The sequence below is a fragment of the Devosia sp. FJ2-5-3 genome (assembly GCF_029201545.1).
Classification (GTDB): Bacteria; Pseudomonadota; Alphaproteobacteria; order Rhizobiales; family Devosiaceae; genus Devosia.
This window is the reverse complement of the sequence record NZ_CP104007.1, coordinates 3,327,520-3,349,787: the sequence shown is the minus strand read 5'-3', so window position 1 is coordinate 3,349,787 and position 22,268 is coordinate 3,327,520. Positions and strand designations below refer to the sequence as shown.

At 63.8% G+C, this 22,268-nt stretch carries 22 protein-coding genes; 12 read left to right on the top strand and 10 right to left on the bottom strand.

Going from position 1 to position 22,268, the window contains the following annotated elements:
* Nucleotides 1-89: 89 nt before the first annotated feature.
* Entirely contained in the window at nucleotides 90-779 is a 690-nt protein-coding gene (locus tag N0P34_RS16115) for a ribonuclease HII (RefSeq protein WP_275604241.1), read from the bottom strand.
* Nucleotides 779-1,144, bottom strand: coding sequence for a DUF4180 domain-containing protein (locus N0P34_RS16110; RefSeq protein ID WP_275604240.1), 366 nt, complete (start codon nucleotides 1,142-1,144; stop codon nucleotides 779-781). Before N0P34_RS16110 ends, N0P34_RS16115 begins: the two co-directional genes overlap by 1 nt.
* A gap of 78 nt (nucleotides 1,145-1,222) precedes the next feature.
* On the opposite strand from N0P34_RS16110, the gene N0P34_RS16105 reads away from it, so the two are divergent.
* The gene (locus N0P34_RS16105; RefSeq protein ID WP_275604239.1) at nucleotides 1,223-1,804 is read left to right on the top strand and encodes a hypothetical protein; all 582 of its coding nucleotides are present in this window, start codon (nucleotides 1,223-1,225) and stop codon (nucleotides 1,802-1,804) included.
* Between the two features lie 108 nt (nucleotides 1,805-1,912).
* Here the strand turns inward: N0P34_RS16105 and N0P34_RS16100 are convergent, their stop codons facing one another.
* The gene (locus N0P34_RS16100; protein ID WP_275604238.1) at nucleotides 1,913-3,061 is read right to left on the bottom strand and encodes a PA0069 family radical SAM protein; all 1,149 of its coding nucleotides are present in this window, start codon (nucleotides 3,059-3,061) and stop codon (nucleotides 1,913-1,915) included.
* Between the two features lie 369 nt (nucleotides 3,062-3,430).
* Between N0P34_RS16100 and N0P34_RS16095 the strand changes: the two genes are divergently transcribed.
* Nucleotides 3,431-4,909, top strand: a complete 1,479-nt coding sequence (locus N0P34_RS16095; protein WP_275604237.1) for an MDR family MFS transporter — start codon at nucleotides 3,431-3,433, stop codon at nucleotides 4,907-4,909.
* A gap of 55 nt (nucleotides 4,910-4,964) precedes the next feature.
* Here N0P34_RS16095 and N0P34_RS16090 read toward each other — a convergent pair whose 3' ends face one another.
* From N0P34_RS16090 to N0P34_RS16070, 5 genes are all read right to left on the bottom strand, one after another.
* Complete coding sequence (locus tag N0P34_RS16090; protein WP_275604236.1) at nucleotides 4,965-5,915, bottom strand: glutathione S-transferase family protein; 951 nt, start codon at nucleotides 5,913-5,915, stop codon at nucleotides 4,965-4,967.
* 1 nt (nucleotide 5,916) lies between these two features.
* The gene (locus N0P34_RS16085; RefSeq protein ID WP_275604235.1) at nucleotides 5,917-6,744 is read right to left on the bottom strand and encodes a VOC family protein; all 828 of its coding nucleotides are present in this window, start codon (nucleotides 6,742-6,744) and stop codon (nucleotides 5,917-5,919) included.
* A gap of 101 nt (nucleotides 6,745-6,845) precedes the next feature.
* On the bottom strand, nucleotides 6,846-7,382 hold the full coding sequence (gene moaB / locus N0P34_RS16080) for a molybdenum cofactor biosynthesis protein B (protein ID WP_275604234.1): 537 nt from the start codon (nucleotides 7,380-7,382) through the stop codon (nucleotides 6,846-6,848).
* A complete protein-coding gene (locus tag N0P34_RS16075; protein ID WP_275604233.1) occupies nucleotides 7,360-8,694 on the bottom strand; it encodes an MFS transporter in 1,335 nt (444 codons plus the stop codon). The genes moaB and N0P34_RS16075 overlap by 23 nt, the downstream gene beginning before the upstream one ends.
* 295 nt (nucleotides 8,695-8,989) lie before the next feature.
* Nucleotides 8,990-9,811 (bottom strand): uracil-DNA glycosylase, encoded by an 822-nt coding sequence (locus N0P34_RS16070; protein WP_275604232.1) that lies wholly within the window; start codon nucleotides 9,809-9,811, stop codon nucleotides 8,990-8,992.
* Between the two features lie 66 nt (nucleotides 9,812-9,877).
* Between N0P34_RS16070 and N0P34_RS16065 the strand changes: the two genes are divergently transcribed.
* The 3 genes from N0P34_RS16065 (at nucleotide 9,878) to N0P34_RS16055 (ending at nucleotide 14,234) form a co-directional block, all read left to right on the top strand.
* Nucleotides 9,878-11,530 carry an electron transfer flavoprotein-ubiquinone oxidoreductase gene (locus N0P34_RS16065; protein ID WP_275604231.1) on the top strand — a complete coding sequence of 551 codons (1,653 nt, stop codon included), beginning with the start codon at nucleotides 9,878-9,880 and terminating at the stop codon, nucleotides 11,528-11,530.
* Between the two features lie 119 nt (nucleotides 11,531-11,649).
* Nucleotides 11,650-13,347 carry a tetratricopeptide repeat protein gene (locus N0P34_RS16060; RefSeq protein ID WP_275604230.1) on the top strand — a complete coding sequence of 566 codons (1,698 nt, stop codon included), beginning with the start codon at nucleotides 11,650-11,652 and terminating at the stop codon, nucleotides 13,345-13,347.
* 11 nt (nucleotides 13,348-13,358) lie between these two features.
* Nucleotides 13,359-14,234: a 4-(cytidine 5'-diphospho)-2-C-methyl-D-erythritol kinase gene (locus N0P34_RS16055; RefSeq protein WP_275604229.1), complete on the top strand. Its 876-nt coding sequence runs from the start codon at nucleotides 13,359-13,361 to the stop codon at nucleotides 14,232-14,234.
* Nucleotides 14,235-14,456: 222 nt separating this feature from the next.
* Here N0P34_RS16055 and N0P34_RS16050 read toward each other — a convergent pair whose 3' ends face one another.
* Nucleotides 14,457-15,476, bottom strand: coding sequence for a polyprenyl synthetase family protein (locus N0P34_RS16050; RefSeq protein ID WP_275604228.1), 1,020 nt, complete (start codon nucleotides 15,474-15,476; stop codon nucleotides 14,457-14,459).
* A gap of 169 nt (nucleotides 15,477-15,645) precedes the next feature.
* Between N0P34_RS16050 and N0P34_RS16045 the strand changes: the two genes are divergently transcribed.
* From N0P34_RS16045 to N0P34_RS16030, 4 genes are all read left to right on the top strand, one after another.
* Nucleotides 15,646-16,353, top strand: coding sequence for a methyltransferase (locus tag N0P34_RS16045; RefSeq protein ID WP_275604227.1), 708 nt, complete (start codon nucleotides 15,646-15,648; stop codon nucleotides 16,351-16,353).
* 45 nt (nucleotides 16,354-16,398) lie between these two features.
* Complete coding sequence (locus N0P34_RS16040) at nucleotides 16,399-17,241, top strand: S49 family peptidase (protein WP_275604226.1); 843 nt, start codon at nucleotides 16,399-16,401, stop codon at nucleotides 17,239-17,241.
* 13 nt (nucleotides 17,242-17,254) lie between these two features.
* On the top strand, nucleotides 17,255-17,488 hold the full coding sequence (locus N0P34_RS16035; RefSeq protein WP_275604225.1) for a hypothetical protein: 234 nt from the start codon (nucleotides 17,255-17,257) through the stop codon (nucleotides 17,486-17,488).
* A 77-nt stretch (nucleotides 17,489-17,565) separates the two neighbouring features.
* Nucleotides 17,566-18,468, top strand: a complete 903-nt coding sequence (locus N0P34_RS16030) for a glycine--tRNA ligase subunit alpha (RefSeq protein WP_275607003.1) — start codon at nucleotides 17,566-17,568, stop codon at nucleotides 18,466-18,468.
* A gap of 177 nt (nucleotides 18,469-18,645) precedes the next feature.
* On the opposite strand, the gene rnk is transcribed toward N0P34_RS16030, so the two are convergent.
* A complete protein-coding gene (gene rnk, locus N0P34_RS16025; RefSeq protein ID WP_275604224.1) occupies nucleotides 18,646-19,053 on the bottom strand; it encodes a nucleoside diphosphate kinase regulator in 408 nt (135 codons plus the stop codon).
* A gap of 326 nt (nucleotides 19,054-19,379) precedes the next feature.
* Between rnk and N0P34_RS16020 the strand changes: the two genes are divergently transcribed.
* Genes N0P34_RS16020 through N0P34_RS16010 form a run of 3 tightly spaced genes read left to right on the top strand, consistent with a single transcriptional unit; the run spans nucleotide 19,380 to nucleotide 22,220 of the window.
* Entirely contained in the window at nucleotides 19,380-19,934 is a 555-nt protein-coding gene (locus N0P34_RS16020) for a LemA family protein (RefSeq protein WP_275604223.1), read from the top strand.
* Between the two features lie 8 nt (nucleotides 19,935-19,942).
* Nucleotides 19,943-21,844, top strand: a complete 1,902-nt coding sequence (locus tag N0P34_RS16015) for a DUF2207 domain-containing protein (protein ID WP_275604222.1) — start codon at nucleotides 19,943-19,945, stop codon at nucleotides 21,842-21,844.
* A 4-nt stretch (nucleotides 21,845-21,848) separates the two neighbouring features.
* Nucleotides 21,849-22,220 (top strand): hypothetical protein, encoded by a 372-nt coding sequence (locus N0P34_RS16010; RefSeq protein ID WP_275604221.1) that lies wholly within the window; start codon nucleotides 21,849-21,851, stop codon nucleotides 22,218-22,220.
* The last annotated feature ends 48 nt before the right edge of the window (nucleotides 22,221-22,268 follow it).

Sequence of the window (22,268 nt, the reverse complement as noted above, 5' to 3'; positions counted from 1 at the left end):
GCAACATACTCTTAACCCTAACGCAGCACTAACAATTCACTTATAGGCGCTCAGGGTTAAGGGAGGGTTTGCAAGGTGTTAGCGAGGGGTTAAACCTCGACCACGACACGCGTCTGTTGCACCAGCAGCGCCGCGACCGGAGCGAATTCGGCGCGGTGGTGGCGGCATGGGCCGTGGGCGTTGAGCGCCGCGAGATGGGCGGCGGTGCCATAGCCCTTGTGGCCCGAAAAGCCGAAATGGGGCGCGTCGCAATCCATGATGGTGCACATCCGGTCGCGCACGACCTTGGCGACGATGGAGGCTGCGGCGATGGACACGCTGCGGCCGTCGCCGCCGATAAGGGCCAGGCCCTCGCAGGGCAGGCCGGGCGGCACGTCGCGGCCATCGACGAGCACACGATCCACCGCGCAGGGCAGGGCGATCACCGCGCGGGCCATGGCCGCGAGCGTGGCGCCGCGAATATTGCGGGCGACGATCTCGTCGGGGGGCGCGGTGGCGATGGCGACTTCGGCAGAGGCCATGATCTCGGCATAGAGCGCCTCGCGCCGCTCGGCCGTCAGCTTCTTGGAATCGTTGAGGCCCTCCGGGATCCGATCGGGATCGAGCCGCACGGCTGCGACGACGACGGGACCGGCGAGCGGGCCGCGCCCGGCTTCATCGACGCCGGCGACAAGGCGTGCGCCGCGCGCCATCAGCATGGATTCGTGGGAAAAATCGGGACAGTCCGGCAAAGCGTCGAGGAGGCTGGGGCCGGTCTGAACTACGCTCTTGCGGGCCATCAGCGTGACGCCTCCAGCCGAGAGGCCAGTTCGGTCCGGTCGGCGACGAAGAGATGGTGGGCGCCACGATTGGTTTCGCGCACGAAATCGGCCAGTGCCTGGCTCGACGCGACCCTGTCCGCAATATCACCCATGATGATCAGGCGGAGGCGATAATTCTGGAATTTCTGGATAAAGAGACCGGCCAGCGTCGTGCTCAGCTGGAAAAACTCCGGCACGAAACGTTTGGCCGGAACGACGATGGCGTCAATCTCCATGCCATAGGTCTGGCCGATGACATCGAGCGCGTCCGCCTCGCTGGACAATTGCGGACCATCGGCGTCCAGCACCAGCAGTCTCACCCCGTTGATCGTCTCTTCGGCCATACCCGGCTCCGGGAGTTCTCGTTTCTGGCCTCTTCTGATATAAGAGTCTCGCCGGGGGGCAAAGCCGAGAGTATCTTCATGCGATATGTCGCAGGCCTTGCCGCCCTTGTCTGCCTTTCCCAATCCGTGAGTGCCGAGCCTTTCCACCACTCTTCCGGGGAGTGGCGCGAATATCACCGGGATTGGCTCGCGGCCTGTCCGGCGGCGATCGACGAGGATGGTCCCGACTTCTACAGCTTTTCCTGCTTCGCCAGCACGGGCAGCCAGGCCCAGAACAGCGCCGCGCTGCCTGCCTACAAGCTGACATTGATTCTGAACCGTCTGGATGGCGCGCTCGACATCGCCGTCACCGTCGCAGCCGATGACGCGATTTATGACGAAGCCCGGCCGATGGTCTTGAAACTGTCGGGCGAGCCGCCGATCAGCCTTGCCATGCGGACCGATATCGAGACCCGGTACAACACTATCAACCAGTATTTTGTCGTGGATGCCGAATTGCGGGCGCGCCTTGTCGATTTGATGAAGGATCGTGCGGCCCTGACGCTGGCCGTGCCATTGGAGGGCCGGCCGGCACCGGTCGAAACCCGCCTCTCGCTTCAGGGCGTCATGGCCGCGCTCGATTTCATGACCACCAATTCCCGTCGCGTCGCGCAATACTGAATAAGAGCATTTCACCGCGTCGCCGACGCGGTGAAATCAATCCAGGCGCTTGCTTTGTCGCCCGTCTGGACCGGAAAAGTGGTGCCCGATGTCCGCGAACGCCCTGGATCAGAAGAGGCTCATCTGCCGTGTTTCCAGGCGCGGCGCTTCGAAGAGATCGGCCCGCAGCGGCGGCAGCTTGGGATTGAGCCCATAGCGCTCGCGCGCCTTTTCGAACCTCTGGCGGAGCAGGGTGGCATAGGGGCCTTCACCGGTCATGCGCGTGCCCCAGCGCGAATCGTAATCTCGCCCCCCGCGCGTATCGCGCACCAGCGAGAGCACGTGCCGCACCCGGTCCGGGAAATGGCGCAACAGCCATTCGCGGAACACGTCGCGCACTTCGCCGGGCAGGCGGAGGAGGATCATCGAGGCGCTGATCGCGCCCTGCGCCTTGCCGGCATCGAGAATGCGTTCCAGCTCCATGTCGTTGATAGCCGGGATCATCGGCGAGGCGAAGATGGCGGTGGGAATGCCGGCCTCGCTCAGCGCCTTGATGGCTTCGAGCCGCCGGGCGGGGGAGGAGGCGCGCGGCTCCATCTTGCGGCTCAGCTTGTGGTCCATCGAGGTCACCGAGATCGCGACCTTGACCAGATTGAGCTTGGCCAGCTCGGTGAGGATATCGAGGTCGCGCAGGATCAGCGCCGACTTGGTGGTGATCATCACCGGATGTTTGGTTTCCAGCATCACTTCCAATATGCCGCGCGTCAGCTTGTGCTTGCGCTCGGCCGGCTGGTAGGGGTCGGTATTGGTGCCCATGGCGATGGCCTTGGGGCGATAGGATCTCGCGCCAAGCTCCTGGCGCAGCGCTTCCACGGCATTGGCCTTGACGTAGATGTCGCGCTCGAAATCGATCCCCGCCGAATGGCCGAGATAGGCGTGGGTCGGCCGCGCAAAGCAATAGGAACAGCCGTGCTCGCAGCCGCGATAGGCATTGATCGAGCGTTCGAAAGCGATATCGGGGCTGTCATTGGTGGTGATGATGGTCTTGGCGCGCTCGAGATGCTCGGTCGTTTCGAACAGCGGCATCGGTTCGACATTGCCCCAGCCATCGTCGAAATTTTCGCGGGCGTGGGTTTCGAAGCGGCCGGAGCGGTTCGACTGTGCGCCGCGTCCGCGCACGCTTTCCGCATTGATGAGCTCGCGCCGCGCCAGATCCGCATCGCGGCTCAGGCTCAACCTCTCCAAGGCTTCGAAGGACGGGGCCTGATAAAGGGCCATGATATGTCTCCTGACTGCCGAGCCGGAGGAGAATCGCGCTTCCTCCGACGTCCGGAAAGACTTAGCATGCCGATGAGAACAAAACAAGAACATGCATTTTCGCGGAGTTCCTGCTGACATTCATATTGGCAGGGGTGCCATGCATTACAAGACTTTACGGACTGGTCTTGCGGGCGTAGACAGGCTCCCTTTCGGCGTCCCCCTGTCGGTTCGTTTTGCCTCCTCAGATCTGGCTCCGCCCGCGTCCTTGAGGCCGCGCGCTGCGTGATCATGCTGACAGGTCCTGTCGCCGATATTTCGCAATTCCCGTGTCGATCCCCGCCGGTCTCCCCCGTCGTGTGGACGCTACGCCGATCGAGAGAGAACAAGATGACAATGGACGCTACGCTTGATGCGGTGCCCGAAATCGCGCCGCAGCACCCCGACAATGCGGCTCGCAACAAGCTGGTCATCGCGCTTCTGCTCGTCTCCACCTTCGTGGTGTTTCTGAACGAGACCATCATGAGCGTGGCCATCCCCCATCTGATGGTGGATCTGGGGGTCACCGCCAGTGCCGCGCAATGGCTGACGACCGCCTTTCTTTTGACCATGGCCATCGTCATCCCGATCACCGGCTTCATGCTGCAGCGCATCAATACGCGGCCGATCTATATGGCGGCGATGGCGATCTTCAGTGTCGGCACGCTCATCTGCGCGCTGGCGCCGGGGATCGAATTGTTGATCGTCGGTCGCGTCGTCCAGGCCGTCGGCACCGCCATCATGATGCCGCTGCTGATGACCACGGTAATGTCGCTGGTGCCCCCGGAAGGCCGTGGCAAGACCATGGGCAATATCTCGATCGTCATGTCGGTGGCCCCGGCCATCGGCCCGACGATTGGCGGGTTCATCCTGTCCCAGTTCGACTGGCGCTTCATGTTCTATTTCACCCTGCCCATCGCCGTCGGCGCGCTGGTGCTGGGTGCGATCAAGATCCGCAACGTCTCGACCCCGCGCTATGCGCCCCTCGATGTGCTGTCGGTGATCCTGTCAGCACTGGCCTTTGGCGGCCTCGTCTATGGGCTTTCCAGCCTTGGTGAAGGCGCAGAACACGGCTCGGCCATTCCGTCCTGGGCCCCGATCGTCGTTGGTGTCGTGGCCATGGCCATCTTCGTCTGGCGCCAGATCGGCCTTGCCCGCAACGACAAGGCGCTGCTCGACCTGCGCACGCTCCAGCACACCAATTATTCGGTGTCGCTGGTCACCGCCGCCATCGCCATGGTGGCGCTGCTGGGCACCTCGATCCTGATCCCGATCTACACCCAGTCCGTGCTCGGCCTCAATACGCTGCAGACCGGCATGATGCTGCTCCCGGGTGGCTTGATCATGGGTGTTCTCGGCCCGGTGGTTGGTCGCCTCTACGACAAGGTCGGCCCGCGTCCGCTGCTCGTGCCCGGCGTCGTCGCCGTCACGGCCGTCATGTGGGCGCTGACCACGGTCAGCCAGCACACCGCGATCTGGCAGGTGATTGCCGGCCATATCGTGCTCAGCATCGGCCTGGCCTTCACCTTTACCCCGCTCTTCACCACGGCGATGAGCTCCGTGCCGCCGCGCTTTTACTCGCACGCGTCGGCGATTCTGAGCTCGGTGCAGCAGGTTGCCGGTGCCGCCGGCATTGCGCTCTTCGTGGCGGTGATGAGCCTGCGCTCGGCTGCGGAAGCGGCCGCCGGCGAGGCGCCGCTCGATGCGCTGGCAGCCGGTATCCGCGCAGGCTTCCTCTGCGGCGCCATCGTCTCGGTCGGCATGGTGATATCGGCCTGGTTCGTCCGCAAGGGCAATGGCGATGCCCCCGGTGGCCATGGCGGCCACTAAGGCCAATTGACATGAAAAAAGGCGCCGGAGAAATCCGGCGCCTTTTTTGTTGGGTTCAGGCCGCTATTTCGTAGAGGCCTGGAATATGGGGCCCCTTGGGCACGATGCCATTGGGGTTGAGCGCCTTGACCGAATAATAGCCGCGCTTGATGTGGTCGATATCAACCGTCTCGCGCACCCCGGGCAGGTTGAGAACGCGCAGCATATAGGCCTGCAGCCGCGGATAATCGGCAACGCGCCGGAGATTGGTCTTGAACAGGCCATGATAGGCCGCGTCGAACCGCACCAGCGTCACGAAGGCGCGGATATCGGTTTCGGTCAGCTGATTGCCGACGAGAAAATCCTGGCCTTCGAGCCGGGCGTCCAATTTGTCCAGCGCCTCAAAGACGTCGGCAAAGGCCTCGTCATAGGCGATCTGCGTCGTGGCAAAGCCGGCCCGATACACCCCATTGTTGAACTTGGGATAGATATAGTCGTTGAGCGCGTCGATCTCGGCGCGCAGCGCCTCGGGGTAGAGGTCCTGCGCGTTCCTTGCGAGATCGCCAAAACCGGAATTGAGCATGCGCAGGATATCGGCGCTCTCATTGTTGACGATGGTGTTCTTCACCTTGTCCCACAGCACCGGCACGGTGGCACGGCCGCTGATCTGCGGATCGGCCTTGGCGTAGATCTCGTGCATATAGGTCGCGCCGGTCAGCGCGTCGGGCTGGGCAAAGCGCCAGCCTTCTTCGCTCAGTTCCGGCTCGACGATGGAGACGGAGATCACATCGTCGAGCCCCTTGAGCTTGCGCCCGATCAGCGTGCGCGAGGCCCAGGGACAGATGAGCGCGACATAGAGATGATAGCGGCCGGCCTCAGCCTTGAACCCGCCTTCGCCGGTGGGGCCAGCGCTGCCGTCCGGCGTCACCCAGTTGCGAAAGCTCGAGGTCTGGCGGACGAAGCCGCCCTTTTCATCGGTGCCCTGCACCGGCTGCCAATTGGCAACCCATTTTCCATTGACCAGCATCTTACTTCTCCCCGCGCACAACGAGATTGAGGGCAATGCCCCAGGGGTCGGTCAGCTCATGACCGGTCACACCGGCGCTCTCGGCAATGGCGTCGCGCTGCGCGGCGCTGTCGAGAATGAGATCGAAGCCGACAAGGCCGGTCGTGTCGGGGGCGAGGGGGCCCGAACCACGGCTCGCCCACATATTGGTGGCCAGCTGATGGTGATAGCCGCCGGCGCCATAGAACACCGCGCCCGGATAGCGGCAGGTGACATCGGTCCCCAGCACGCCGGCATAGAAAGGCTCGGCCTTGGCGACGTCGCCCAGCTGCAGATGCACATGGCCCACGATCATGTTTGCCGGCGCGCCGTTCCAGACCCGGGTGGGGTCGAGATCGAGCAGCGCGTCGACATCGAGAGGATCGGTGGTCATGGCAATCATCCCGCCGTCATGCGGCCAGTCGGCGCGCGGACGGTCGGCATAGATTTCGATGCCATTGCCTTCGAGGTCGTTGAAATAGAAAGCCTCGCTCACCGCATGGTCCGAAGCGCCGCCGACGGGGATGCGTTCGCGGGCGATCTTGCGCACCCAGGCGGCGAGATCGACGCGATCCATGAGGAAGGCGGTGTGGAAGAGACCCGCCGCGCGCTGGCTGCGCTGGGCGAAATCGGGATTGCCGCGCAATTCGAGCAATGCCTCGCCGCCGGCGCCGAGGCGCAGGCTGTTGCCGTCGCGGCCGAGCGTTTCGAGATCGAGCAATTGCTTGTAATAGTCCGCCACCGCATCGAGCTGGCGCACATTGAGGGTCACCATGCCGGTTTGCATGGGCGCCGTGGGCGAAATGGACATGGGCTTTCTCCTGATGGCGCCGTTTGCGCCCTGGCCCTGAAGATGCCCCCTTTGATCGGTTTCTTAAAGTGAACGACAGCGAACGTGTTGTTCGCTGATTGTCACCGCTCTGCCAGTCTCGGCATCAGCTCGACAAAATTGCACGGCTTGTGCCGATAGTCGAGCTGGTGGGTGAGCAACCCCTCCCACGCGTCGCGGCAAGCGCCGCGCGAGCCGGGCAGGCAGAAGACGAATGTGGTGCCGATAAGGCCCGCCGTTGCCCGGGACTGCAGCGAGCTCGTGCCCACGGTCGTCGCCGAATATTGGTGGAACAGCACCGAAAACCCGTCCATGCGCTTGTCGAACAGCGGTTCGATAGCTTCGGGCGTCACGTCGCGGCCGGAAAAGCCTGTGCCGCCGGTGGTCAGGATCACGTCCACCGTCGGATCGGCGACCAGCGCCTGTACGGCGGCGCGGATCAGCTGGATATCGTCGCGCACCACCTGCCGGCCCGCACAGGAATGCCCGTCGGCCTCCAGCAGAGATTTCAGCAAGGCCCCGCCCGTATCCGTCTCGAGGTCCCGGGTATCGGAGACGGCGATAACAGCGATGGACAGGGGCTTGAACGCGCGGTCCTCAAACCGGTCGGTTTTGAACATGGCTGCCGGCCTCCGGAGTTTCGATCAATTCGTCAGGGACCGCCGCTTCAGGACGGGTGATGATCTCGCCATCCTCGTCGTCGCCGTCCGCTCGAGGGTCCATGGCGACCGATTCCGGGGTGACCTGCTTGTCATTGGCCATGGGCTGGAACGGCGCGCGATCGGCGGCATCGACGCTCTTGCGGACGCGCATGCGCAGGAAGGCGAAAATGGCGACGATGACATGGAAGAGCGCCGTGACCATGAACAGGGCCATGGGGGCGATGGCACTCATCAGCATCGAGGCGATGAGCGGTCCGATGGCGAGCCCGAGCCCGAGGATCAGCAGCATGCCGCCCGCGATCTTGGCGAAATTTCCCTCGCGCGCGAAGTCGTTCGCATGCGCCACGGCGATCGGATAGAGCGGGTTTGCGGCAAGGCCATAGAACGCAAACAGCACATACATCAGCCAGCCTTCGCCCGGATTGAGCAGCACGACCAGAAGGCCGACAAAGGCCGCGGCAAGGCCAAGCCCGATCATCACCTGCCTTCGGTCGATGCGGTCGGAAAGCCGGCCGAACGGGATCTGGCCGATGGCGCCGGAAATCGCGGCAATGGCAAAGAGCAGCGCAATGCCTGAGGAATCGAGGCCCTGTTCATACCCATAGACGGGCGCCAGCGTGCCGAACGAGCCGTTGGCCATGCCGCAACAGAAGGCGGCGACGGCAGCAACGGGGGAGGTCTTGATAAGAAGCGGCAGGTCGAGCTTGGCCGAGGCCAGGGGGCGCGGCTGGGGGCTCGAGGTGAGCGATGTGGGCAGGACCGCGCAGATGAAGCTGATGGCGCCGATGACGAAGGGCAGATAGCCCACCGTGCCGGTCACCGACATGGCGATCTGCCCCAGCGTCGAGGCGCCGAGATTGATGGTGACGTAGATTGAAAAGATGGTGCCGCGGCTCTTGTTGTCGCTGACCTCGTTAAGCCAGCTTTCCACGATCATCGCCGCGCCGGCAAAGCAGAAGCCGCTGAGCGCCCGCATGACGATCCAGCCGACATCGTTGATCCACAGCAGATTGAGCAGAATGGTGACGGTGCCGATTGCCGCCATCACTGAAAAGGCGCGGATGTGGCCCACTTTTCGCACGATCATCGGCACGAGAATGGAGCCGGCGACGAACCCCACCGACCAGCCCGTGCCGATAAGGCCCAGCGCGGGAAGGGAAAATCCCTCTTCCGCGCCGCGCACCGAGAGCAGAAGGCCCTGGAGGCCGCCTCCAAACATCAAAAGGGCCGAGCTGATGAAGAGGGCGTAGATTTTGACGACGGAAGCCATGGCGCTTTCGAGACTGGGAATTCGAAACGTTGCAAATCACCTGAAGGTGACCATAACGCGGCAAAACTTAATGGACAGGCCAAACTCTTCCGTCGGGCGGAAAGTTCAGGGCAAGCGGGAGGGATAACGCGAGGCGCTGTGCTTGTGTGCGGTTCGTTCGGTCGCCCGGTGTTTGGTCATTGATGACTTCACAAACGCGATCCCCACCTCCCTCGAAGGGGGAGGCAAGCAAAGCTAGGCCACTGGGCCGTAGCGGCGCTCGGAGGGGGTGTGGGGGCCCGGGAACGCCGGGAACTCACTCCAGCCCCAGCGCGTCCATCTTCATCTTGAGACTGAGCAAATCGCGCCAGGCTTGTTGCTTGGCCGCGGGGTTGCGCAGGAGATAGGCCGGATGCAGCGTCGGCATGCCGTCCGTGGCGTGGTTGCCGATGCTCACTTCCTGCCATTTGCCGCGCATCTTGATGATCCCGGCTGTGGTCTTGAAAATCGTCTGCATGGCCGATCCGCCCAGCGTCACCACGAGCTTTGGCGCCACAAGTTCCACCTGCCGATGCAAGAACGGCAGGCACAATTCCATCTCTTCGGGCGACGGCGCACGATTGCCGGGCGGGCGCCAGGGCACGGAATTGGCGATATAGACCTTGGTGCGATTGAGCCCGATTGCCGCCAGCATCCGGTCGAGCAATTGCCCGGAGCGTCCGACGAACGGCTTTCCGATCCGGTCCTCCTCGGCACCGGGCGCTTCCCCGATCAGCATGATCTTTGCCTGGGGATTGCCATCGGCGAACACCAGCTGGGTGGCGCGGAATTTGAGCCCGCAGCCATCATAGGCCTCCAGCATGTCCCGCAATTGATCCAGCGATTGAGCAGAACGCGCCAGCGCGCGCGCTTCGGCGGGGTCTCCGCCCACCGGTCCGGGAACCAGCGGCACGGGAGCCGGTGCCGCCGCGCCGGGCAGGGGGGCGATACGGGACGGAGCCGCCGCACTGGCGACAGGCGGCTTCTGCGCGAACCGGTCGACCGGCTCTTCGCCCACGGCCAGATCGACGCCGGCGGCACGATACCAGTCCAGCACCGAAAGCAGTTCGGCGTTATTGAGCGCGTGATCTTGAGACATCGCCCCCGTTATGTCACACCCCATGCGGGGCGACCAGTCGCCTCCAGCTCAAGAGGATGTTTGCCCATGGCAGAGGCCGGGAATCGCGAGGTACTGTCGACCGACGTGCTGATCGTCGGGGCGGGACCGGCCGGACTTGCCGCCGCCATTCGCCTCAAGCAACGCCATCCCGATATCGCCGTCACCATTGTGGAAAAAGCCGCCGAAATCGGTGGCCACATCATTTCCGGGGCCGTCATGGATCCGGTCGGGCTCGACGCGCTGATCCCCGACTGGCGACTGAAGAACGCGCCGGTCGGCCCCGATGTGACGACCGACACCTATCATTTCCTCACCACCAAAGGCGATTTCGCCTTTCCCCACGCGCTGATCCCCCCGCAGATGCGCACCAGGGACGGCATTGTCGTCAGCCTCGGCGATCTGGTGCGCTGGCTGGGCGAAGAGGCCACCGCCCTCGGCGTCGACATTTTCCCGATGACGGCGGCGGTCGATGTGCTGCGGACGGGCGATGGCCCGGTGCGCGGCATCATCACCGGCGATCTCGGCCTCGACCGGGACGGCAATCCCAAGCCCGGTCACGCCGAAGGCATTGCGCTCGAAGCCAAATATACGCTGATCGGGGAGGGGGCCCGTGGCTCGCTCGCCAAGACGATCATCGGTGATTTCGGCCTGGCTTCGGGCAAGAGCCCGCAAAAATACGGCCTTGGCATCAAGGAAGTCTGGGAAATCCCGGCGGATCGCCACGAGCCCGGCAAGGTCGACCACTATCTCGGCTTCCCGCTCGACAACGCCACCTCCGGCGGTGGCTTTGCCTATCACGCCCAAGACCGAAAACTCTATCTCGGCCTCGTCGTCCATCTCGACTATGCCGACCCCACGCTCTCGCCCTTCGACGAATTCCAGCGCTTCAAGACCCATCCCGCAATCGCCCCGCTGCTCGAGGGGGCGACCCGCCTCAGCTATGGCGCGCGAGCGCTGGCCTCGGGCGGCTGGCAATCTCTGCCCGATCTCGCCTTTGCCGGTGGTGCGCTGATCGGCTGTGCGGCCGGCTTCATGAATGCGCCGCGGCTCAAAGCCATCCACAACGCCTTCCTCTCGGGTATTGCCGCTGCCGATGCGGTGGGCGAGGCTGTCGCCGCCGGTCGCCAGCATGATCGCATCGAGACGCTGCAGGAACGGGTGCTGGAAACCGGCATCGGGGCCGAATTGTTCGGCGTGCGCAACATCAAGCCGATGTGGAGCCGCTTTGGGACCCTGTTCGGCGCCGGTCTTGGCGGGTTCGATCTCTGGTGCCAGTCGCTGCTGCGCTTTTCGATGTTCGGCACCCAGCGGAGCGATACATCAGACGCCGCAAAGCTCAAGCCCATTGCCGCAGTGACCCCGCGCACCTATCCGCGCCCCGATGGCACAACTACTTTTGATCGGGCGTCGTCTGTCTTCCTCGCCAATCTGTCGCATGACGAAGACCAGCCGGTACATCTCAAGCTGGCCGACCCCAGCATCCCGATCCGCGAAAACCTGCCGCTTTATGGCGAACCGGCCCCGCTTTATTGCCCGGCCGGTGTCTATGAAGTCGCCGAGGAGAACGGCGCGCCGGTCTTCCGCATCCACGCGGCCAATTGCGTGCATTGCAAGACCTGCGACATCAAGGATCCGTCCCGGAACATCACATGGGTGCCGCCCGAAGGGGGCTGCGGGCCCAATTACAGCGGAATGTAAAACCACCTTTTCGTGGGTGACCTTGCGGCGCAGTCCTAAAACGGACAATCTTTGCCGCCTAATAGCTGCCGGTAACGGCAATGGGAGAGTTGAGCGAATTGACCCTGCTTTCGAGACGAATGGCGCGACCCGTTTTTGCCGCGCTGATGGTGCTGGCTTTCAGCCCCCATGTGGCAGCCCAGAACAACCCGCTGGCTGCACTCGACATGCTTCAGCTCTATCGCCCCAGCATTAGTGGCTCGTTCCTGGCCGGCAACCAGGCCCTGGATGAGCTGCGCACCGACGAGGCCGCGCGCTATTTCGGCCAGGCGGCCCAGTCCGATTGGGAAAATCCGCTGCTGGTCGAGCGCGCCTTCGTCGCCTACGCGGCCGATGGGCAGATCGGCCAGGCGGCCTCCGTTGCCAAGCACCTTGTCGACCTGACCGGCACCAATGAACTGGCCGACCTCGTCGTGGCCTCCGAGGCCATCAAGGAACGTCGCTACGGCGCGGCAGAGCGCATGCTGCGCAATGTCTCGCAGGACAGCTTTACCGGCATCACCGCCGCGATCCTGCGCGCATGGGCGCTGGTGGGCGACAATCGCTACGCCGAAGCCGATGAACTGCTTGAGACGCTTGGCCAGACCGGGCTGGAGGACTTTCTCGTTTTCCACCGCGCGCTGATGGCAGAAGTCGCCGGCGAACGCGCCATTGCGCTCGACCTGGCGGAAAAGGCCTTCGAGAACGAGCCCTATGTGGCCCGCATGGTCGAAGTCTATGCCCGCATGCTGGCCAATGATGGTCGGTTCGACGAAGCCGAAGACGTCATTGCCACGTTCGAAGACCAGGGCCTCACCCATCCGGTGGTCACCGTGGTCAAACAGGCGGTAGAAGCCCGCCAGCGTCCCGGCGTATTCACCCCCAATGTCCAGGTCGGCGCCGCCGAAATGTTCCATGGCATTGGCGCAGCGCTGACGCGCGACGGCAGCAAGGACCTTGCTCTCGTCTTCCTCCGCCTCGGGCTCTATCTCGATCCCAATGCCGATGTCATCGCTCTGGCGGTTGGGCAATTGCTCGACAGCGCCTCCCAGCATGACGCCGCCAACAAGATCTACGACGCAATCCCCGTCACCTCGGCGGTCAAGCCGACAGCGGTGGTCCGCGTCGCGCAAAATCTCGATGCCGTGGGCGACCGGCCGGAAGCGCTGCGCCGGCTGCGCAATATCATTGCCGCCAATCCCGATGATCTGGATGCCGTTTCGGTGCTGGGCGATCTCCTGCGCTATGATGAGCAGTTCGCCGAGGCCGCCGAGGCCTATTCGCGCAGCCTCGAGATTTCCGGCGGCGAGGCTCCCGCCGACTGGCGCTACTACTATGTCCGCGGCATCGCCTATGAGCGCGCCAAGGAATGGCCAAAGGCCGAGGCCGATTTTCTCAAGGCGCTCGACCTCAACCCCGACCAGCCTGCCGTGCTGAACTATCTCGGCTATAGCTGGATCGACCAGGACATGCATCTCGATCGCGCCCTCGGAATGATCGAGAAAGCCGTCGAGGCGCAACCGCAGGATGGCTATATCGTCGATTCGCTCGGCTGGGCCTTCTACAAGCTCGGCCGCATCGACGAGGCGATCGAGACGCTCGAGCGCGCCGTCATGCTCCTGCCCAACGATCCCGAGATCAATGATCACCTCGGCGATGCCTATTGGAAATCGGGGCGCCGGCTCGAGGCGCGCTTCCAGTGGAATGTCGCGCGGGCGGTGGACAAGGATGGCCGCGTTACCGAGCGCACCGGCCCCAAGCTCGCCGAAGGACTGACACCGGAAAACGAGACCGAATAGTCCCGGCCCCGATGACCCTTTTCCATACCCAGGCAGCGCCGGCCAAGATCAATCTGGCGCTGCACGTCACCCGTCGTCGCGACGATGGCTATCACGACCTTGAAAGCCTCATCGTCTTTGCAGATCTGGCCGACGAGCTTTCCGCCACGCCCGCCGATGCCGACAGCCTGACCATTTCCGGCCCCTTTGCCGCGGGCCTCGGGGTGGGCAGCACCAATCTCGTCATGCGTGCGCTGGCGGGTTTTCGCGCCCGCTGGCCCGGTCTGGTGCCGGATGGACTGCGCCTGCACCTGGTCAAGAACCTGCCGGTCGCCGCCGGCATTGGGGGCGGTTCCGCCGATGCCGCCGCTGCCCTGCGCCTTCTTGCGCGCATGAGCGGGCACGATTTGTCGGTCGCCGATCTGGCCGATCTCGCCACGACTTTAGGGGCCGACGTGCCCGCCTGCCTCATCAGCCGACCGCTCGTTGCGCGGGGTGTGGGTGAAATCCTGTCGCCGCTGCCCGATTTTCCAGCGCTGTTCATCGTCCTGGTCAATCCGCTGGTGCCGGTGGCGACGGCGGATATTTTCCGCCGGCTCAACGCCCACGACAATTATCCCCTCCCGGCCTTGCCCAGCCCGCTGACCCGTCCCGCCCAGCTCGGCCTCTGGCTGGCCGAAACCCGCAACGATCTGCAGCCGCCGGCGATCAAGCTGGTGCCGGTCATTGGCGAGATCATTGAAGAACTGGCGCAGACACCTGGCTGCATCCTGGCCCGCATGTCCGGTTCGGGCGCCACCGTCTTCGGCATTTTCGGCTCCGAAGGCCAGGCCCACGAAGCCGCCCAGATCATGCGCCGCCACAATTCCGAACACTGGGTCGCCGCCGCACCGCTGCTTGGTGTTTAGGCCAATACCCCCACCCAACCTCCCCCTGATAGGTGGAGGGGTCACCTATGGTGCTGGAGCGCCGTTCCACACCCGCACGGAGCTTCCCTCGGGCTCGACCCGAGGGCCACTCTGCGAGCCCCAAACCGACATTTTGCACGTGGATAGAGGCCCTCGGGTCGAGCCCGAGGGAAGCCCGGTGAAAGGGGAGGGGCGCTATTGCCCAGCCTTGAAACCCAAGGTCTAAGACGCCCGGCCCACACTGTGGCGGACCACGTCGGCGAGGATGGTCTTCATCTCGCTCTCGGGCAGGGGGGCCAGGGCGGCAATGGCCGCGTCGGCATGGGCATGGGCCTTGTCCAGCGTGCGCTTGAGCGTGTTGTGGCGGGTAAAGATCGCCACTACCTGGCTGACTTCGAGCTCGCTCGCATCGACCTTGCCCAGCGCCGAGGCGATGATCTGCCGTTCGGCTTCGCTGCCTTCGGCCAGGGCGAGAATCACCGGCAGGGTCATCTTGCCCTCGCGCAGATCGTCGCCGACATTCTTGCCCAGCGTGCCGGTCTGCCCGCCATAGTCGAGGGCGTCGTCGACGAGCTGGAAGGCGTTGCCGAGCTCGATGCCGTATTGCGCCAGCGCCGCGCGCCCGGCTGCATCGGCGCCGCCGGACATGGCGCCCACTTCGCAGGCCGCCTTGAACAGCACCGCCGTCTTGGCGCGGATCACTTCGGCATAATCGGCTTCGGTGGTGGTGAGGTCGCCGGTCTTTGCCAGCTGGAACACTTCGCCCTCGGCCATCACGGCGGACGCGGCGGAGAGCACGCCGAGCGCATCGATATCGCCGGTCTCCACCATCATCATGAAAGCCTGGCCGAGCAGGAAATCCCCGACCAGAATGGAAGCCTTGTTGCCCCAGACCATGCGGGCCGCAGGCTTGCCGCGGCGCATATCGCTCTCGTCCACGACATCGTCGTGCAGCAGCGTCGCATTGTGCATGAATTCGACGGCAGCGGCGAAATTGATCGCATTGCCCTTGCCGCGACCGAAGAGAATGGCAGCGGCCACGGTCAGCATCGGGCGCAAACGCTTGCCGCCGCTCTCGATGAGATAGCGGGCCAGCTCGGGCACCATGTCGACATGCGATTCGGCACGGCTCAGGATCAGCGCGTTGACCTGCGCCATATCCTCGGCCGTTGCCGCCAAGAGCCGATCGACCGCATTGGTCGTTTCAGCCTGCTTCGTCTGGGTCAGAACAGAGACCGCCATTACCGTCCTCTTTTTGAGCGCAGCGGCAAAACGGGTTGAGCCTGCCACGCCCGCGCATATATGGTCGCGCGAAACCAGCCATCCGGGTGCGATGTCCCTAGACCAGCCCAATCCGTTTGTAAAACACCAAACCATAACGCGCGACGCCTTTTTGGGCGGCAGGCTCATTGTGTCGCAGCCGAGCCACGGCTTTCGGGCGGGTCTCGATTCTGTCCTGCTCGGCGCCGCAATCGCGCGGAACACCAACAATCTGCTCGATCTCGGCGCCGGCGTCGGCACCGCTTCGCTGGTGTCGCTGACCCTGGGTCTCACCGGCACCGCCACCATGGTGGAGCGTCACGAGGAGACCGGAGCCCTGGCGCGCCGCAACATCGCCGAGAACGGGCTCGCCTGCCGCGCCAATGTGCTCGCGCTGGATATCCTCGAAAAGCCCGCCCTTCGCCGCGAGGCGGGGCTCATCGACAATCACTACGATGCCATCATCGCCAATCCGCCCTTTTTCGGGGCCGGGCAGGGCACTCTGGCCCCCGAAGACAGCCGTGCCGATGCGCGCCACATGCCGGTCGATGCGCTCGATACCTGGCTGCGCTGCGCCGCCGGGGCCGCCAAGGCCGGGGGCGAAATCATCTGCATCTATCCCAGCGCCGGCCTGGGCGCGCTTCTCGCCGCCATCACCCCGCGTTTCGGCGCCGTCACCATCCTGCCGCTCACCCCGCGCCCCGATCAGCCTTCCAACCGTATCTTGGTGCGGGCCATCAAGGGGTCGCGTGCGCCGCTGACGCTGCTCGCCAGCCGCCCGCTCCACGGCGAGGACGGGCGCGCCTTTTCGCCTGCATTCGACGCCATTTTTCGCGGCACCGGCGCACTCGACTGGTAATCCCTTGGCGCCGTGCCTAAATCAGCCGGGACAACAGGAGAGGACATGGCCGATTTGACCAGCCCCAAGCCCAATTGGTTCGCCCGCCTTATCCGTCGCACCCCGACCATTCCGGTCGTGCGCCTCCAGGGCGTCATCGCTGCCGAACTCCGTCCTGGCAGGCTCAACATCGCCGGGGTCGAACCCCTCCTCAAGCGCGCCTTCGCCTTGAAGTCGGCCCCCGCCGTGGCCATCGTCATCAATTCGCCCGGTGGCTCCCCCGTTCAAAGCCGGCTGATCTCGAAGCGCATCCGCGAACTGGCCGATGAGAACGACAAGCTGGTCCTCGTCTTCGTCGAGGATGCAGCGGCGTCGGGCGGTTATTTCATCGCCGTGGCCGGCGACGAGATCTTTGTCGATCCTTCCTCCATCGTCGGCTCCATCGGCGTCATCATGGCCGGCTTCGGCTTTGTCGGCGCCATCGACAAGCTGGGCATCGAGCGCCGCGTGCACACCGCCGGCCGCAACAAATCCACGCTCGATCCCTTCCTGCCGGAAAGGCAAGAAGATGTGGAGCGCATCAAGCAGTTCGAACTCGACATCCACCAGGTTTTCATCGACCACGTCAAAGCCCATCGGGCGGGGCGGCTCAGGGCCGACGACGATACGCTCTTTACCGGCGAATGGTGGACGGGCCTGCGCGGGGTCGAACTCGGCCTCGTCGATGCCATCGGCGATCTGCACTCGACCCTCCGTCAGCGCTTCGGGCCGGATATCGAGCTCAAGTTCATCGCGCCCAAAAAGCCTTTCTTCGCCTTGCCGCGCTTGAGCATTTCTGCTTCTGGCGTGCTAGATGATGCCGTCTCAACCCTCGAAGATCGTGCCCATTGGGCCCGTCTCGGCCTATAGAAGTTTTTCGGCCATGCTCCTGCGCATTCTTCTGTTCGCGGCCCTCGCCATTCTCATCTATTTCGGTGTCCGCCGCATCTGGCGCGACTGGTCGGGCAAGTTCAATGCCGATGCCGAAGAGGCAAAGCGGCTCGCCCGCGCCCGAGACCTGGCCGATCGGCAGACCCATGACGTCATCGACCTCAAGCGCGATCAGGACGGCACCTTCCGGCCGGGCGACAGGGATGGCAACGACAAGCGCCATTGACCACCGGGGGCGTCCAAACTAGAGGTTTGTCCCGCATATATGCAGGATAATTGTCGATGACCTCTCGCCCCGCCCATATGGACCCGAAGAACTCGTTTCAGGGTCTTATTCTGACGCTGCAGAATTTCTGGGCCGAGCAGGGCTGCGTCATCCTGCAGCCATACGACATGCAGATGGGCGCTGGCACGTTCCACACCGCCACAACGCTTCGGGCGCTCGGTCCGAAGCCCTGGAAAGCCGCCTATGTGCAGCCCAGCCGGCGTCCAAAGGACGGCCGCTACGGCGAAAACCCCAATCGCCTGCAGCACTATTACCAGTTCCAGGTCATCCTCAAGCCATCGCCGGAAAACATCCAACAACTCTATCTCGATTCGCTCGCCGCCATCGGGCTCGACGCCTCGGTGCACGATATCCGCTTTGTCGAAGACGATTGGGAAAGCCCGACCCTGGGCGCCTGGGGTCTCGGCTGGGAGTGCTGGTGCGACGGCATGGAAGTCAGCCAGTTCACCTATTTCCAGCAGGTCGCCGGCTTTGAGTGCTCCCCGGTTCCGGGCGAGATCACCTATGGCCTCGAGCGCCTTGCCATGTATGTGCAGGGCGTCGAAAACGTCTACGACCTCAATTTCAACGGTCGCGAAGGCGATGATAAGGTCACCTATGGTGACGTCTTCCTGCAGAACGAGCAGGAATCCTCGAAGTACAATTTCGAGGCCGCCGACACCGACATCCTCTTCCGCCATTTCGAGGATGCGGAAAAGGAATGCCGCGCCATCCTCGCCAAGGGCGCCGAAGGCAATCGCCAGACCATGGCGATCCCGGCCTATGAGCAGGTTGTGAAGGCCTCGCACAATTTCAACATGCTCGACGCCCGCGGCGTCATCTCGGTCACCGAGCGCCAGAGCTACATCCTGCGCATCCGCGAACTGGCCAAATCCTGCGGCGAAGCCTGGCTGCAGACCGCCGGTGGCGGCGCGGAATAGTTTTTTTGGGTGTTGCTGAGGGTCTTTCGACCCCCACCTAACCTCCCCCTGGTAGGGGGAGGGATCGGCCTGTGTGGGCTGGTAGTTCGAGAGCCCCAATAGTTCGAGAGCCCCGATGGGCTCCTCCCCCTATCAGGGGGAGGCTGGGTGGGGGTGCTCAGAGCCCCACGACAATCCCTAAGCCTCGGCCGCAGCCTTCACTTCGACCACGGTCAGCATCTGCCGCTTGTCGGCGCGGTCGCGCCAGGTGATGGACTGGCCGGCCTTGAGACCGATCAGCGCCGTTCCGATCGGCGTCATCACCGAAATCTTGCCCGCGGCAATATCGGCCTCGGCCGGGTAGACCAGCGTCACATCCTGTTCGGCCCCGCCATTGGTGCGATAGACGACGCGCGCGCCCATGCGCACCACATCCTCGGGCAGCTTGGCATCCTCGACGACGCGGGCACGGTCCAGCTCGTCGAGCAGGGTCTCGGCCAGATCCGGCATGCGGTCCAGCCCGGCACGCGCCAGGCGTCCCAATGTTTCGTGGTCGGTGGTGCCCAGCACAAGGCGGGGCGACAAATCTCTGGTGGGCTGCGTCATGGCAACAAATCCTCTCGGCCCGCGGCGCGCGAAAAAGCGCGTGGCCGGGCGGGCGTCTCATTTGGGAAAAAGTGAACGGGCGCTGGGAGCAAAAGAAAGTAAGCCTGCCCTAAGCAGGCTCCAGCGCGAGCAAGCCTAGGGCTTCAGTCCTGCGACCAGGAAGATGCGGTGATGCGAAAGGCTCGTGTTCATGGCTTGAAAGCTAGTGTCGCCACGGGAAAAGTCAAGCCTGCCCCTCGCGCGCCCCTCCCAAGCAATTGCGCCAATTGAGGGAAACTGCCACTGTCCCGGCCGATACAACCCGATATCCCAAGGGAGCCAGCGTCATGGAATGGGTCATTCTGGTACTTGCCGTTGCCGTGATCGGCTACGCCATCATCATCTACAACGGCCTGGTGAAAAACCGACAGATGGTCGAGGAGGGCTGGAGCGGCATCGACGTCCAGCTCAAGCGCCGCACCGACCTCATTCCCAACATGATGGAGACGGTAAAGGGCTATATGGGCCATGAGCGCGAGACGCTCGAAGCTGTCGTGAAAGCCCGTGCCGCTGCCACCAGCGCCGCCGCCGCAGGTCCCGAAGCCCGCGCCAAGGCCGAAGGCGAACTCTCGGGAGCCCTGGGGCGCCTGCTCGCCGTCGCCGAGGCCTATCCCGACCTCAAGGCCAACACCACATTCCTCGAATTCCAGCAGACCCTGCGCACCACCGAGGACGAAATCCAGATGGCGCGCCGCTACTACAATGGCGCGGTCCGCGACATGAACATCCAGGTCGATTCCTTCCCATCCAATTTGGTCGCCAATGCCTTCCGCTTCACCAAGGCGCAATATTTCGAGCTCGACAACGAAGCCGAGCGCCAGGCGCCTACGGTAAAGTTCTGACCCCTGCCATGGCGTTTTTCGTCCGGCTGCTGACTGCCTTTGCAGTTCTCGTGGCGCTATCCCTTCCCGGGGCGGCGCGCGAGGAAATCCTGGCCTTTGCCAGCGACGTCACCCTGCGCACGGACGGTTCTGTCCGCGTCGTCGAAACCGTCGATGTCAGGGCCGAAGGGATCGATATTCGCCGCGGCATCTATCGCGATATCCCCACCGTTCTGCTCGGCCCCTCGGGCAACAAGATCCGGGTCGATCTCGCCGTGGAAGGCGTTACCCGCGCCGGAGCCCCGGAAGACTATCGCGTCGAGCGCATGGGCAATTTCCAGCGCATCTGGATCGGCAGTTCCGAGCGCCTGCTCACGCGCGGCCAGCACCGCTATACCATCACCTATGTCATGGACCGCATGGCGCGGCCCTTCGCCGATCACGACGAACTCTATTGGAACGCCACCGGCAATTATTGGGACTTTGCGGTGCTGAAATCGGTGGCGCGCGTGACCCTGCCCGCGGGCGCGGTCATTTCCGATGCGGTCGCCTATACCGGCGATGTCGGCTCGTCCGAGCAGGCCGTCCGCGTCACCCGGGAGGGCGATAATATCGCCATCTTCCGCACCGAGCGCGTTCTCGGGCCGGGAGAGGGCATGACTTTTTCGGTGTCATTCCAGAAGGGCATCGTGCAGTTTCCCGAAGGCCTTGATGCCCTCGTGCAGTCCGCCTCAGACCTGCGCGAGGTCTGGCTGCCGGTGCTCTTCGTGCTGATTCTGCTGGCCTATAATTTCACCGCCTGGTCCCGCGTCGGCCGCGATCCGCCCAAGGGTACGATCATCCCGCTGTTCTATCCGCCCAAGGATTTCTCGCCGGCGCTCACCCATTATGTGCACAATTGGGGTTTCAAGAACTCGGGCTGGACGGCGCTGACGTCAGCCATTTTCAGCCTCGGCGTGCGCGGGCTCGTCACCATAAAAAATGTCGACGACACGCTGTCCATCACCACGACCGGCAAGGGGCCTGCCGAAAAGCTCCCGGTGGGCGAGGAAATCCTCTTCCGCTATTTCGATGCCGCAGGGACCGTCACCCTCGACAAGGCCCATGGTGTCGAGCTTTCCAGCCAGCGCGAAAAATTCACCAGCGCCCTCACCCGCGAAAACCGCTCTGTCTGGTTCAACCACAATTGGGGCTTTGCCCTGATCAGTTTTGTCATGGCGGCCCTGATGATGGTCGGCATGGTGGCCCTCGATATTCTCGAGCCGGTCTGGCTCTTCGGCGCCTTTGTCGGCGGCGTCTTCGTTACCGTCATTGGCTCGATCTTTTTCAGCGTGCTGCGCCAGGGCGGCTGGCAGCGCTTCATCATCATCATTTTCCTCGGGTTTTTCGGCTTCAACTTCGTCGGGGGCATCGCCGAGAGCTTTACCGGGATCACCATCAACACCGCGGCCATTGCGGCGGCGTCTCTGGTCGCCATCAGCGCCATCTTCGCCGTGCTGATGCGCGCGCCCACCGTGCAGGGCCGCAAGATCATGGACGAGATCGAAGGGTTCAAGCTCTACCTCGAAACCGCCGAAAAGAACCGGCTCAATATCGACAAGGAGCCGCCCATGACCATCGAGCGTTTCGAACGCATCCTGCCCTATGCCATCGCGCTGGGCGTCGAAAAGCCGTGGTCCGAGCATTTCGAGGCCGAGCTGGCGCGCAATGCCGTTTCCGATGCGCAGGGTGTCTATGATCCGCACTGGTATGGGGGCTCACGCAATTTCTCCTCGGGTAGCCTGTCCAATGCCATCAGCACCGCTTCGTCGGGCATGGCCGCAGCCATGATAGCGGCCCAACCGGTCCAGGCCAGTTCGTCCGGGTCGTCTGGTGGGGGCGGGGGCTTCTCCGGCGGTGGCGGCGGCGGCGGCGGCGGGGGAGGCTGGTAATTCGATGGCCGAGCCCGCACCGCCCTATGCGCAGGACATCATCGCCCCCGTGGCGGTCTATCACCTGCTCGAATATGGCGACGCCACCCCGGACCGGCCCGACGAATTCGGCTTCTGGTACAATTACATCGACTATGTGTTCGAAGAGGCGGGGGTGAGCCTTCGTGCCCGTCACTATTTCGACGAGCCGGGCAGGGCGCTGCTGCTGGCCGACTGTTCGGACGATCCCTTCACCCTGAAGGTGCTGGTCTTCCTCTCCATGCGCTATGGCGCGCTCAAATGCCTGCGCGAGGGCAGCTACGAGATCATTCCGCGCGCCATCATGGATCGTGTACGCGACATGCGCGAAGCGCACCTGGCCTCCCACGCCAGCTGACACGCGCTGGCGTGTGGACATCTGGCGGCGCGCTTGCTAGGCAAACCG